13 protein-coding genes and 1 tRNA gene are annotated in these 12,270 nt (G+C 66.9%); 8 read left to right on the top strand and 6 right to left on the bottom strand.

Features of this window, described 5'->3' with window-relative positions; all coding sequences use genetic code 11:
* Window positions 1-65 precede the first annotated feature (65 nt).
* Window positions 66-728 carry a phosphate signaling complex protein PhoU gene (gene phoU, locus ACFV4R_RS08165; protein ID WP_377204273.1) on the top strand — a complete coding sequence of 221 codons (663 nt, stop codon included), beginning with the start codon at window positions 66-68 and terminating at the stop codon, window positions 726-728.
* A gap of 80 nt (window positions 729-808) precedes the next feature.
* On the opposite strand, the gene ACFV4R_RS08160 is transcribed toward phoU, so the two are convergent.
* Window positions 809-1,555 carry a phosphoglyceromutase gene (locus tag ACFV4R_RS08160; RefSeq protein WP_056076547.1) on the bottom strand — a complete coding sequence of 249 codons (747 nt, stop codon included), beginning with the start codon at window positions 1,553-1,555 and terminating at the stop codon, window positions 809-811.
* Window positions 1,556-1,681: 126 nt separating this feature from the next.
* Between ACFV4R_RS08160 and ACFV4R_RS08155 the strand changes: the two genes are divergently transcribed.
* A complete protein-coding gene (locus ACFV4R_RS08155) occupies window positions 1,682-2,527 on the top strand; it encodes a class I SAM-dependent methyltransferase (protein WP_377201873.1) in 846 nt (281 codons plus the stop codon).
* A gap of 80 nt (window positions 2,528-2,607) precedes the next feature.
* Here ACFV4R_RS08155 and ACFV4R_RS08150 read toward each other — a convergent pair whose 3' ends face one another.
* Together ACFV4R_RS08150 and ACFV4R_RS08145 are read right to left on the bottom strand one after the other, a co-directional pair.
* Window positions 2,608-2,958 (bottom strand): DUF2516 family protein, encoded by a 351-nt coding sequence (locus ACFV4R_RS08150; protein ID WP_045729886.1) that lies wholly within the window; start codon window positions 2,956-2,958, stop codon window positions 2,608-2,610.
* A gap of 9 nt (window positions 2,959-2,967) precedes the next feature.
* Entirely contained in the window at window positions 2,968-4,158 is a 1,191-nt protein-coding gene (locus ACFV4R_RS08145) for a trans-sulfuration enzyme family protein (RefSeq protein WP_377201872.1), read from the bottom strand.
* Between the two features lie 127 nt (window positions 4,159-4,285).
* Here ACFV4R_RS08145 and tmk point away from each other — a divergent pair, with 127 nt between their 5' ends.
* From tmk to ACFV4R_RS08125, 4 genes are all read left to right on the top strand, one after another.
* Complete coding sequence (gene tmk / locus ACFV4R_RS08140; protein WP_377201871.1) at window positions 4,286-4,984, top strand: dTMP kinase; 699 nt, start codon at window positions 4,286-4,288, stop codon at window positions 4,982-4,984.
* Complete coding sequence (locus ACFV4R_RS08135) at window positions 4,981-6,144, top strand: DNA polymerase III subunit delta' (protein WP_377201870.1); 1,164 nt, start codon at window positions 4,981-4,983, stop codon at window positions 6,142-6,144. The genes tmk and ACFV4R_RS08135 overlap by 4 nt, the downstream gene beginning before the upstream one ends.
* Window positions 6,141-7,706 carry an alpha/beta hydrolase gene (locus ACFV4R_RS08130; RefSeq protein WP_377201869.1) on the top strand — a complete coding sequence of 522 codons (1,566 nt, stop codon included), beginning with the start codon at window positions 6,141-6,143 and terminating at the stop codon, window positions 7,704-7,706. Before ACFV4R_RS08135 ends, ACFV4R_RS08130 begins: the two co-directional genes overlap by 4 nt.
* A gap of 106 nt (window positions 7,707-7,812) precedes the next feature.
* Window positions 7,813-7,885: transfer RNA gene (locus tag ACFV4R_RS08125), tRNA-Thr, on the top strand.
* 132 nt (window positions 7,886-8,017) lie between these two features.
* Here the strand turns inward: ACFV4R_RS08125 and ACFV4R_RS08120 are convergent.
* Window positions 8,018-8,575, bottom strand: coding sequence for a hypothetical protein (locus ACFV4R_RS08120; protein ID WP_377201868.1), 558 nt, complete (start codon window positions 8,573-8,575; stop codon window positions 8,018-8,020).
* Between the two features lie 523 nt (window positions 8,576-9,098).
* Window positions 9,099-10,340, bottom strand: a complete 1,242-nt coding sequence (locus ACFV4R_RS08115) for an NAD(P)/FAD-dependent oxidoreductase (RefSeq protein WP_377201867.1) — start codon at window positions 10,338-10,340, stop codon at window positions 9,099-9,101.
* Window positions 10,341-10,467: 127 nt separating this feature from the next.
* Here ACFV4R_RS08115 and ACFV4R_RS08110 point away from each other — a divergent pair, with 127 nt between their 5' ends.
* Window positions 10,468-11,478, top strand: a complete 1,011-nt coding sequence (locus tag ACFV4R_RS08110) for a hypothetical protein (RefSeq protein ID WP_377201866.1) — start codon at window positions 10,468-10,470, stop codon at window positions 11,476-11,478.
* Window positions 11,479-11,558: 80 nt separating this feature from the next.
* Here the strand turns inward: ACFV4R_RS08110 and ACFV4R_RS08105 are convergent, their stop codons facing one another.
* A complete protein-coding gene (locus ACFV4R_RS08105; RefSeq protein ID WP_377201865.1) occupies window positions 11,559-11,924 on the bottom strand; it encodes a hypothetical protein in 366 nt (121 codons plus the stop codon).
* A gap of 136 nt (window positions 11,925-12,060) precedes the next feature.
* On the opposite strand from ACFV4R_RS08105, the gene ACFV4R_RS08100 reads away from it, so the two are divergent.
* Window positions 12,061-12,243, top strand: a complete 183-nt coding sequence (locus tag ACFV4R_RS08100) for a hypothetical protein (RefSeq protein WP_056076570.1) — start codon at window positions 12,061-12,063, stop codon at window positions 12,241-12,243.
* Window positions 12,244-12,270: the final 27 nt, after the last annotated feature.

The following is a 12,270-nucleotide window of genomic DNA, read 5'->3' as shown; positions in this document are numbered from 1 at the left end:
AATGGCGACACGATTCCTGCTGCCCTCGTGCGGGCGTGCGGGAGTTCCAAGGAAAGGACGCCGACGTGCGTAAGGTTTTTCAGGAAGAACTCACCCAGGTCGGTGACCAGCTGGTGGAGATCTCCCGGCTGGTCAGCGAAGCGATAGACAAAGCCACCACATCATTCGAGGTGGCGGACGTAGACCTCGCCCAGGACGTCATTGCCGCCGATGCGCGGATCGACTTCCTGCAGAACAGCCTCGACGAGCGGGCCATCGACATCCTCGCCCTGCAGGGCCCGGTGGCAAGCGACCTGCGCATGATCGTGGGATCACTGCGGATGAGCGCCTCCCTCGAGCGGATGGGCGACCTCGCCCGGCACATCGCACAGCTGGCGCGCCTCCGTTTCCCGTCCACCGTAATCCCCGCTTCGATGACCGAGACGTTCAAGCAGATGGCAGAGCTGGACCAGGTCATCGCCGACAAGCTGGCCGTCCTGCTGGAAACCCGTGACCTGGAGGTGGCCCGGGACATCATGAAGGCCAACACGGCCATCAACGACCTGCACCTCAGCGTGTTCAAAGCCATCGCCGCGCCCGATTGGGCCGAGTCCCCCGCCACCACCGTGGACGTGGCACTGGCCAGCCGCTACTTCGAGCGCTTCGCCGACCACGGTGTCTCCGTTGCCCAGAAGGTCAGCTACCTGGTGACCGGCGCCTGGCAGCCGAACGCCACCGAACACAGCTAAGCCCCGGCTCCCCCACGTACGTACGACGGCGGGCTGGTCACCTGAGGTGACCAGCCCGCCGTCGTACGTTTCTACCTACTTTATTTCTTGCCCTGGTTGGCTACGGCCAGGATGGCCTGCTCGGCTGCCTCGGGGTCGAGGTAGGTGCCGCCCGGCTTGACCGGCTGGAAGTCGTCATCCAGGTCGTAGACCAGCGGGATGCCGGTGGGGATGTTGAGGCCGGCGATGGCTTCGTCGCTGATGCCGTCAAGGTGCTTGACCAGCGCGCGCAGGGAGTTGCCGTGGGCCGTGACCAGGACGGTCTTGCCCGCCTTCAGGTCAGCCTTGATGTCGGATTCCCAGTACGGCAGGATCCGGACCAGGACGTCCTTCAGGCACTCGGTGCGCGGCAGTGCGTCGCCAAGGTCCGCGTAGCGCGGATCGTGTGCCTGGCTGAATTCGCTGTCGTCATCCAGGGGCGGCGGCGGGGTGTCGTAGGAGCGGCGCCATTCCATGAACTGCTCTTCACCGTATTCGGCCAGCGTCTGGGCCTTGTCCTTGCCCTGCAGCGCACCGTAGTGGCGTTCGTTCAGGCGCCAGTCGCGCTTGACCGGGATCCAGCCTCGATCGGCCTTGTCCAGGGCAATGTTGGCGGTGTTGATGGCCCGCTTCAGCAGGGACGTGTACAGAACGTCGGGGAGGATGTTGTTCTCCACCAGCAGCTCGCCGCCGCGTGCTGCTTCCCCGCGGCCCTGGTCGTTCAGGTCGACGTCCACCCAGCCGGTGAACAGGTTCTTGGCGTTCCATTCGCTGTGGCCGTGGCGCAGCAGAATCAGCTTGTAAGTCATGATTTTCATCCTAGCCGAGCAGTGTTGCCGCCCGCCCAGCGTTACAGGGCCAGGGCGAACATCGTCACAAGCCGGCCCGCGCTCCGGCTGGCCCCCAAGCCGCGGCGGCGGCGATACAGTGGGGCGGTGGTGCAAAAGGCTGAACGGGTGAATGACCCCGAGATCACCGGCAGGAGGTTGTCCGGCCGGCAGGGCCGGCCGGTAGGGAACGTCACCCGCGGTACCACCAACCCCAACCGGATGCGGCGGGTGGACCGCTGGCTGGCCGGTCCCCAGGCCTGGCGGCTTCGCCGGGCCGCCGACCCCCTGGTGGTGGACCTGGGCTATGGCGCGACGCCGGCCACCGCCGTCGAACTCTTTGAGCGGCTCGCCGCGGTCCGTCCGGACGTCCGGGTCTGCGGTATCGAGATCGAGCCGGAACGGGTGCGCGCTGCCCTCCCCCTGCAGCGGCCCGGCCTCAGCTTCCACGTGGGCGGTTTTGAGCTTCCCATCCCCGGACGCCCCGTCCTGGTCCGGGCCTTCAATGTGCTCCGGCAGTATGAGGAGGCCGACGTCGCCGGGATCTGGCGCCTGGTGCAGGGCAGGCTGGCCCCTGGCGGGCTTTTCATTGACGGCACCTGCGACGAGATCGGACGCCGGGTGACGTGGGTGGCCCTGGACGCGGAGCGCCCGTTGTCGCTGAGCATATCGGTCCGGTTCGGCAGTTTTGACCTGCCCTCCGACGTTGCCGAGCGCCTCCCTAAAGCCCTCATCCACCGGAACGTTCCCGGCGAACCGATCCATGCGCTGATGCAGGCCATGGACAAGGCGTGGCTGGAGTGTGCCGCGCTGGCGTCCTTTGGAAACCGGCAGCGCTGGCAGGGTATGTGCAGTTCGCTGCGCGACACCGGCTGGCCGGTCCAGGACGGGCCGGGCCGGTGGCGGCTGGGCGAACTGACGGTGGACTGGGAAGCAGTGGCACCGCTGCCGTAAGCCTGTGCCACGAAGCGGCGGACGGCGGGTTCTTTGGGCCCTACCAGGGATCCCTGCCTAACAGCCCGGGTGGGCCGGGGTTACCAGGGGCCGTAGGGTCCCATGTTGCGGCTGCCGCCCCGGCCTGCGTCCTTGACTGCAGGGCGGACGTCGGCAAGGTAGACCGACGCGGCAACCACCGCGGCGAGGCCGAACAGTCCCAGGGTGCCGAAGATGCCGCCGCTTGCGAAGAGGGAGATGACACCCACCAGGGCGGCGCCGCCGGTCAGGGCGAGCCAGAAGCCCTTGGTCCGCTTGCCTGTCGCCTCAAAGGCGTTGGCCTTGTGGCGCGCGCAGTCTGCCAGGGCCCACAACTCCAGCCCCAGGGCAACGAGGGCAAGGATAAAGAACACTGCCTGTTCCACAGGCCGAATAATCAGTTCACCGTCCACAAGCCCAGCCTAGCCGCCCAGCGTGTCCAACGCCTGCTCCAGGTCGGTCCAGAGGTCTTCCACGTTCTCAATGCCGGTACTGAGCCGGACCAGGTTCTCGGGTACGCTGGCCGGCTCCGCGGTGTGCCGCCGCCTGCGTTCGATCAGGGATTCCACGCCGCCCAGCGATGTGGCCGGCAGCCACAGGTTGACTGCCTCAACGACCTTGTCGGCCGCCGCTGCGCCGTCCAGTCCACCGGCGGGCGCCACCTGGATGCAGATGATGGAGCCAAAGCCCTTCATCTGCACAGTGGCCCGTTCGTGCCCGGGATCGTTTGCGAGGCCCGGGAAACGGATCGACTCGACCCTGGGGTGGGCGCTCAGCCTTTCCGCCAGGACCCTGGCGGACTCCTGGGACTTTTCTATGCGCAGTGCCAAGGTGCGCAGGCCGCGCAGCGCAAGCCATGCCTCGAAGGGCCCGGCGATTGCTCCGTGGATGGTCCGGTGGTGCAGGAGGGCGGAGCGGATGTCCGCGTTGGAGGTCACCAGGGCGCCCAGGACGACGTCCGAGTGGCCCGCCAGGTACTTGGTCACCGAGTGGAGGACGACGTCGGAGCCCAGGGCGAGCGGCTGCTGCACCAGCGGCGTCGAGAAGGTATTGTCCGTGACCACGATGGCGCCCGACGCGTGCGCGGCTTCTGTCAGCGCAGGAATGTCGGCGATTCCCAGCATGGGGTTGGTGGGGCTTTCCAGCCACAGCATGGCGGCGGCCTTGGCATCGGGCCCGCCCGGGGCGAGGGCCGCTTTGACGGCCCCGGTATCGGCGATGTCCACGGTCCGCAGCTCGATGAACCCCTTCTGGGCCAGTTCCGCTGCCATGACAAGGGTTCCGGAGTAGCTGTGGTTGGGCATCACCAGCACTCCGCCGGAGGGGATCAGCGACAACGCGGAGCTGACCGCAGCAAGCCCGGACGCGTAAAGCAGGCCGGGCAGGTCCGCTCCCTCAAGCTGGCCGAGGGCCTCCTCGAACGGGTCCCACGTGGGGTTGGAGTACCGGCCGTAACCACGGTCTCCGGGGCCGAGCGGGCCTGTGCCGTAATACGTGGAAGACAGGACAAGGGGCGGGTTCACCGGCTGGTCCCGTTCCCGCGGCGGGCGGCCAGCGGCCACCACTACGGTTTCGGCGGACAGGCCTGCGGCCTGCTGTTCGGAAAGACTCATGGGGACAGCGTACTGTTCGTCCCCGGACCGCAGGAAAAGCCCGTGCGAAGCGTGAGACGCCGTGAAACTGTCCACAAAGACCAAGGCAGGGACACTGATTGTCCCGGCCGATCGGTAGGCTTGAACAGTGAACAAACAGAGTGCCGGACTTTTCATCGCGTTCGAAGGCGGCGACGGCGCCGGCAAGTCCACCCAGGCGGCAAGGCTTGCCGAAGCACTCGAAAGCCGCGGCTTTACGGTCCTCCGGACCCGTGAACCCGGCGGCACTCCCATCGGCGAAAAGCTCCGGTCCCTGGTCCTGGACCACGGCCACGGCCATATCGACGCCCACACGGAAGCGCTGATCTTCGCGGCATCAAGGGCGGCCCACGCCGGCCAGGTGATCCGCCCGGCGCTGGAGCGCGGCGACATTGTGCTGACCGACCGGTACATCGACTCCTCCGTCGCGTACCAGGGAGCCGGCAGGGACCTCGGCATGGACGCGGTCCGCTCGCTGAACGAATGGGCCACTTCCGGTCTCCAGCCCCACCTCACCGTCCTGCTCGATGTGGAACCGGAAGTCGGCAGGACCCGGCGCACTGCGGGAGACGCAACGGAGGACCGCCTGGAATCCGAAGCTGACGAGTTCCATGCCCGCATCCGGGACGCCTTCCTTGACCTGGCCGCGGCCCGGCCGGCGTCCTACCTGGTGCTGCCTGCCCGGCTTCCGGTCAACGACCTTGCCGCGATGATCCTCGATCGCGTGGCCGGCCTGCTGGAAGCAGCAGGCCACGAACCGGCAGGTGCCGCACCCGCTGCCGGCGCGCATGGCGGCGGCACCCCATGACCGTGTGGGATGACCTCCAGGGCCAGCCCGCCGTCGTCGACCAACTGCGCCAGGCTTCCAGCGGCGAAGGCCTGACGCACGCGTGGCTGTTCACCGGGCCGCCGGGATCGGGTCGCTCCAACGCCGCCAAAGCCTTTGCGGCCGCCCTGAACTGCGACCAGGACGACGTGAACCTGCGCGGCTGCGGGCAGTGCCACGCCTGCCTGACCATCCTGGGTGAAACGCATTCGGACGTGACATTTGTGCGGACGGAAAAGGTCACCATCACCATCGACGAAGCCCGCGACCTTGTGGCGACCGCCGGCAACAGGCCATCCGCGGGACGCTGGCGCATCATCGTGGTTGAGGATGCGGACCGGATGGCCGAGCGGACCACCAACGTCCTGCTCAAGGCCATCGAGGAACCGACGCCGCGGACGGTTTGGATGCTGTGCGCCCCCTCGCCGGCCGACGTGCTGGTCACCATCCGGTCGCGCTGCCGCAGCGTGGCGCTGCGGCTGCCGCCCGCAGCCGATGTCGCGGAACTCCTGGTGAAGCGCGACGGCGTCGATCCTGCGGTGGCTGAACGGGCGGCCCGGGCAGCCCAAAGCCATGTGGGGATCGCCCGCCGGCTGGCGCGGGACCCCGCTGCGCGCGAACGCCGGCTCGAAACTGTCAGGTTTCCACTGGGCCTGCGGGGTGTCACCGCGGCGGTCATGATGGCGGACAAGCTCGTGAAAATTGCCACCGCCGAGGCAAACAGTTCCAACGAAGAACGCGACGCGTCCGAGAAAGCAGCCTTGCTCGCCACCCTCGGCGCACCTGAATCCGGCACCCTACCGCCTGCCATGCGGGCGCAGGTCAAGCAGCTGGAGGACGACCAGAAGAGGCGGGCCAAGCGTTCCATTACCGATTCCCTGGACCGCACCCTCACTGACCTGATGTCCTTCTACAGGGACGTCCTGATCATCCAGATGGGGAATGCTGTTGAGCTGGTAAACGTTGAGCTCAGGGGTGAACTGGAGGAATTCGCCTCTCGTTCCACTCCGGAAGTCACGCTCGCCCGGATGGACGCCATCAACAAAGCCCGCGAACGCATCACCACCACGAACGTTGCCCCGCTGTTGGCCATTGAGTCCATGGCAGCCAGCCTGATCCAGCCTTCCAAGGAGACCCGATGACTGCCCGCCCCCTGCCCGTACGCCGACGACCCCTGGTGTCCGCGGCCCGCGCCGCCGGAGCCCTGGCCCTTGCCTTGGTGCTGGCGTCGTGCAGCCTCATCAACGGGGGCAACCGCCAACAGGAAACCGCCACAGCCAAGGCAGATCCCTCCATCGTGGCGTCCGCGCCCGCGGGGCTTGAGAAGTTCTACTCGCAGGAAATCGTGTGGGAGCCATGCGAGGGCCAGTTCCAGTGCGCCAAGGTCACAGTGCCCATGGACTATGCCGCTCCCGACGGCGAAACCATTCAGCTTGCCGCGCTGCGGGCTTCAAGCACTGGCAACAAGACCGGGAGCCTGCTGGTCAACCCGGGCGGCCCCGGCGCATCCGGGTATGACTTCGTGAAGGACGCGGCAGCCACCCACTTCTCCCAGCCCGTCCGTGACGCCTACGACCTCGTCGGTTTCGACCCCCGCGGCGTTAAGCGGTCCGCTCCGGTGACCTGCATGACGGACGCGGAACGAGATGCGGCAAGGGCCAAGATCTACGACCTGGAGACCGATGCCGGCCTCGCGGCGGCCCGGGCGGACAACAAGGCCATCGCTGAACAGTGCGCTGAGCAGACCGGCCCGTCAATGGCCCACATCGATACCCAAAGCGCAGCCAGGGACCTGGACGTCCTCCGGGCCGTGGTCAACGACACAAAGCTGAACTACCTTGGCTACTCCTACGGGACGTTCCTCGGCTCGACCTACGCACAGCTGTTCCCGAAGAACGTGGGCCGCATGGTGCTCGACGGTGCGCTGGATCCCTCCATCAGCAACGAGGAACTGACCAGCGGCCAGGCCGTGGCCTTCGAAAAGGCGGTCCGCACCTACGTGGCCAGCTGCCAGCAGCAGAAGGAGTGCCCGCTCACCGGCGGAGTGGACGGCGGCGTCCAGCAGATCCGCGACCTGATCAGCGCCGTGGAGCAGCAGCCCCGCACCGCCAAGGACGGCCGGGTGGTCAACGCCAACATGTTCGTCAGCGGCCTCATCACGCCGCTGTACAACGACCAGAGCTGGCCCGCCCTGACCCAGGCCCTGGACGCGGCGATGACCGGAGACGTGAGCCTGATGCTTCGCCTGTCCGACCTCGGTGCAGACCGGTCCACCAACGGAAGCTACACCTCGAATTCGACGTTCGCCTTCAACGCCATCAACTGCCTGGACTACCCCATGGACTCCGATCCTGCGTCCATGCGGGCAGAGCAGCAGCAGCTGATGCAGCAGTCCCCCACCCTGGGTTACTTCTTCGCCTACGGCGGCATCAACTGCGCCGACTGGCCGTACAAGAACGTGCGCACGCCTGCACCCGTCCAGTACACGGGTGAGTCGCCGATCGTGGTCATCGGCACCACTGGTGATCCCGCCACCCCTGTGGAATGGGCGTCGTCGCTGCGGAAACAGCTCGGCAACTCCTCGCTGCTGACGTGGAAAGGCGAGGGCCACACGGCCTACGGCCGGGCCAACAGCTGCCTCGAGGACAAGGTGGACAGCTACCTGGTCAGTGGACAGGTTCCGGCCGACAACACGGTGTGCTGAAGGCCTCACCCGCGGCAGCGCCCGCCATTTTGACCCGGGCGCGGAGACTCCATTACAGTTGACTCTTGCATGAAGCGCCCGGATTCTTCCGGGAATTTCATGCGGTGCTTCCTTAGCTCAGTCGGTAGAGCGTTTCACTCGTAATGAAAAGGTCATCAGTTCGATTCTGATAGGAAGCTCGGGATAAACCCCCTATTGCCCCTCGTTGGAGGGCTTTGGGGGGTTTTTCGCTGGTTAAGCCCATCTCCGGAACGCTGACGTCGGCATTCTTCTCCGTCTGGTCCGGACGCCGGCCATGTGTCTTCGCCACATCAACCGCCATTGGCATGGTCCAGGGCACGCATGAGGGCCGGGGCGTCCTCCACGTCGAAAAAGCCGACGGACTGGGTCATTCCCACGCCAAAGAAGTCCATGCCGGTGTTCTGGTACATGCCAGGGAGCCCCATGGCACCCTGGTGCCCGAAAACGACCGTCACATGGCGACCGTCCTTGGAACGGTCCACCCTGGTGGGAACGCCCCTCACAGGTGAATCGGCGACTGATCTCTCCCCCGTGCAGACGATAGCCCGGGATGGGGTCAACCCGTAGACAGTGGCCAGCTTGCGGCGCCGCTTGACAATGAACCGGCCAAAGATGAAATAGAGGCCTATCAGCACGAACGGAATCCCCCACAGGGTGAAAAGCGGCGGAGCTCCGCTCACAATGACCCCGGCCTCCCAAAAGACGGCGAAGCCGCCCCATAAGATGCTGAACGGCACGAGGAAACCGTCTGCTTTGGTAAACCGGACGCGAGGGTCCGGCCTGCCAACCCAAAGGAGCTGTTCTCCTTCACGTAGATGCGCCATGATCCGGCCGCGTGCATCGTCCATGCCTCGAAGTCTTGCACAGGGGAATCACATCGCAGGCTCAACATCAGCGCAAGAACCCCGATCACATGCCAGCGGGACGCAGTCATGACGGGCTGAGACCGGAGGTCCCCGAGTCCGCCAGCATCGGGCGCTCCAGCCTATCCTCCGGCCGGGTCGGAGCCCTGGGGTCAGCACACGTAGCGCGGTTCGCGAAAACACGTACCGGTTACTCAGGCGCCGCGGCTGCCGAGGCCATAGCGTGGTGACCGGAGCCGGCGGCGATGGTGCTTGATGGAGACCAGCACCTCCCCCAGCCGTCGCCGGCCCGCACCATCTTTTGAAGCCGCGTGCACCCAGCGTGCCCAGCAGCAGCGTTGCGGGAAAAGCCAGTTCCCACCCGGGTTTCGTTCAGGTCGCGGACCTAGCGTCATACGTGGAGTCGGCGGCGATGGCACTGTCCGCGAGTGCGGTGCCTCCTCCAGCCGCCGCCGGCTCCCACCCGCGGCCCTGGTCCACGATTGGCCAGGTCAGCGGCTCTGCGGACCTAGTCCGGCCGCCCCACCACAACCTGGGACGGACTGTGCGTCACGTAACCCACCGCCCAGGAGAAGAGAGCGCGGACTTTCTGCTGGACGCCGGGCAACAGGGCGAGGTGGACGCCCAGCCAAGACAGGAATGCCAGCGGACCCTGCAGCTGGATGCGCTGGGGCCCCAGCTCTGCCACCGCGGCGCCGCGGCCCACCATGGCCATGTACCCCTTGTCGAGGTAACGGAAGGGCTGCCGCGTACCGCCGGTGAGGTCGGCGTGGATGTTCTTCGCGGCCCATTTCCCTGACTGCTGGGCCACGGATCCCAGTTGCGGGAGCCTGGCGCCCGCAGCGTCGGTGATGTTGGCAGAGTCCCCCAGGACGTAGACGCCCTCCACTCCCGGAGCGGTCAGGTCCGGACTGACGTCGATGCGCCCGCCCTTCCCCTGCGTGAGTCCTGATTCGGCAATGATCTTGCCTGCCTGGAGGCCACCAGCCCAGACGACGATGGGTGCAGGCAGCACAGTACCGTCCGCCAGCGTCACGCCGTCGGGACGGACCTCGGTTACGCTCTGGCCCATGTGCAGCTGGACGCCAAGCTTCACCAGCCTGTCCCTGGTGTAGGCCTGTGATTTCTCCGAGAACGCCATCAGAACGTTGGGCACCATGTCCACGAGGTGGACATGGCAGCGGGCGGCAAGCTCGGAGGAGAAGTACTTCGGCACGATGTATTTGACGTTCTCGGCGAGGGCGCCGGCCGTCTCCACCCCTGTAGGGCCACCGCCTACCACCACGACGTCGGCACTCCCGCCGGCTCCCCGGTCCGCCTCGTCGAGGACTTCCGTCAGGGCCGCGCTGAGCCGCGTGGCGTCGGCCACTGAGTAAAGCGGGTAAGCGTGCCTGTCGGCGCCCGGGGTATTGAAGAAGTTCGGGACAGCGCCCGTGGCGAGGACGAGGATCTGTGCCTGGAACTGCGTGCCGTCGGCAGTGGTGACGGTGCGGGCGGCAGCATCCACCGAGGTGACTTCTGACGTGAGAACCCGGACGCCCTTGATGTTGCGGAAGACCGCACGGAGCGGGCGGGCCACTGCGGAGACGCCGATTTGCGATGATGCCACCTGGTACAGCAGCGGCTGGAACTGGTGGTAGTTGTTGGCATCAATCAGCAGCACCCGGGTGCCTTTGCGGCCGAGTTCCTGGGCTGCAGCCTTCCCGGCGAAACCGCCGCCAACCACGATGACCTGATATGTATCGTCCATTCGAGCAACATACCGTGCACGGCGCCGGAGCAACAGGGCTCACGGGTCCCGCCAGCGGTCCGGTCCGCGGCAGCCGTCCGCCCGGCACTCCATACCCGTCCCAGCCCGCCCGCCTATGATGGCGGACATGGATGAAGAGGCCTTGGCCGGGATCGCGAACGGGCTGTACGCCTGTCCCCTGGACGACTTCGTAGCGGCCCGGACGGCGGCGGCCAAGGAGGCTGCCGGCCGGGATAAGGGCCTGGGGGCCGCCGTTCGCGGACTTGCTAAACCGTCGGTGGGCGCCTGGGCTGTGAACATGCTCGTCCTGCACCGGCCGGACGTCCTCGACGAACTCGCGGATCTGGGGTCCCGCATGCGTGCGGCGCAGGCGTCCCTTGATGCCCCGGCCCTTCGCGACCTGGGGCGTGAGCGGCGCACCCTGCTGGCGTCCGCCGTCGACGCGGCCCGCACTGTTGTCCGCGGTCAAGGCCGGCAACTCAGCGACACTATTGCCGGGGACGTCGAGGAAACACTGCGTGCCCTGACTGCCGATGAAGGGGCCGCGGCCGCCGTCCGCAGCGGCAGGCTCCTGAAGACCCTGTCCGCGGACGGCGTCAGCGCCGCGGACCTGGACGGAACGGTGGCCGCACCCGGGGCCCTCCCCGCGACACCGGCTGCCACTCCCCCGGCCCTTGCGTCGGTGCCGACGTCCGGGACAACGGATTCCGGAAAGCCACGGCCAGGAAGGAAGCAACGTACGACGCCGGACGCTGCGTCCCAGCCCCGGCCCACCAGGCCGCGCCTTGAGGCCGTCCGCCAGACGCCACGGCCGGCGTCACCCCCTCTGTTGGAAAGGGCCAGGGCGGCGTTGGAGGCGGCCGAAGAAGAAGCGTCCGAAGCCGCCGGCCATGCCGTGGACCTTCAGGCGGAGGCGGAGCAGACGGCCAGGGACATTGCCGGGCTGCAGGAGGAAACGGCGCACTTGCGTGCCCGCCTGAAAACGGCCGAGGCTGAGCTGGACCAGTCGAAGAAGCGCCTTGCTGCCATCTCCGCCAAGGCCAAACAGGCGGCAAGGGCCGCGGATAAGGCAGCCAGGGCAGCCGTCCTGGCCCAGGAACGGGTCCTGCGGCTGGATCGTCGCGAGGCCGGAACCTGACTCCGATGGGCCCCAACCCGATGGGTAGCCGACCGGCTCAATAGGTCCCTATGAACTGCAGTCTTGTGGTGGCCATGCCCTCAGGCGGTTACAGCGGCGAGGGACCGGCGGATACCGACAATCCTGATGGTCACGCCCACCAGGACCAGGCCGATCCCGAACCCCATCAGCATCCAAATGGGCACAGCGGCGGAGTCGATGCTCCGGTAGCACTCGGCCGCCAGGCCAGTGGTGTGCAACTGCGCATCGGACAGTTCAGCTGCCCCGCTGTGCGGGATCATCGGGCTGCCGCACAGCGGCGCCACGGACTTGAGTCCCAGCACCACACTGAGAATCTGCAGGGCGAACCCCACCGCCACCGTCAACATCCAGCCGCGCCGCCGTGCCAGTTCACGATTAATGTGCCTGGTGGCGTTGTCCCGGTCCGGGGAATCGCTAACCTCCATGGTGAAAGCCTAGCCGGAGTTCCGGGGCCGGGCGGTGCTGCCACAACGCACCCTGTTGTGCGCTGGGGCCACTGTCACAGGGCAACACGCGGGGCTGATTCCGTGGAATGTCAGACCCCGGTTGCACACTGGATTTATGGAAAACACCGTTCAGGAATTTCACGTCACGTACTTCGACGCCGACTGCGGCCGTGCACGCTCCGAGTCCTTCGACACCATGGTGGAGGCGCAGCGATTCGCCGACCGGCAGTGCTCCGGTGAGGACGGCTGGGCAGTGATCGATGCTGTCAGCGTCGAGCCCGTCCGCATTGCCGCCTGACCCCACAGGTTTGGGCCGGGCCGGCTA

The organism is Pseudarthrobacter sp. NPDC059871 (assembly GCF_042731175.1).
Classification (GTDB): domain Bacteria; phylum Actinomycetota; class Actinomycetes; order Actinomycetales; family Micrococcaceae; genus Arthrobacter.
Note: the sequence above shows the minus strand (reverse complement) of the source record. Positions and strands in the feature narration are given on the sequence as shown.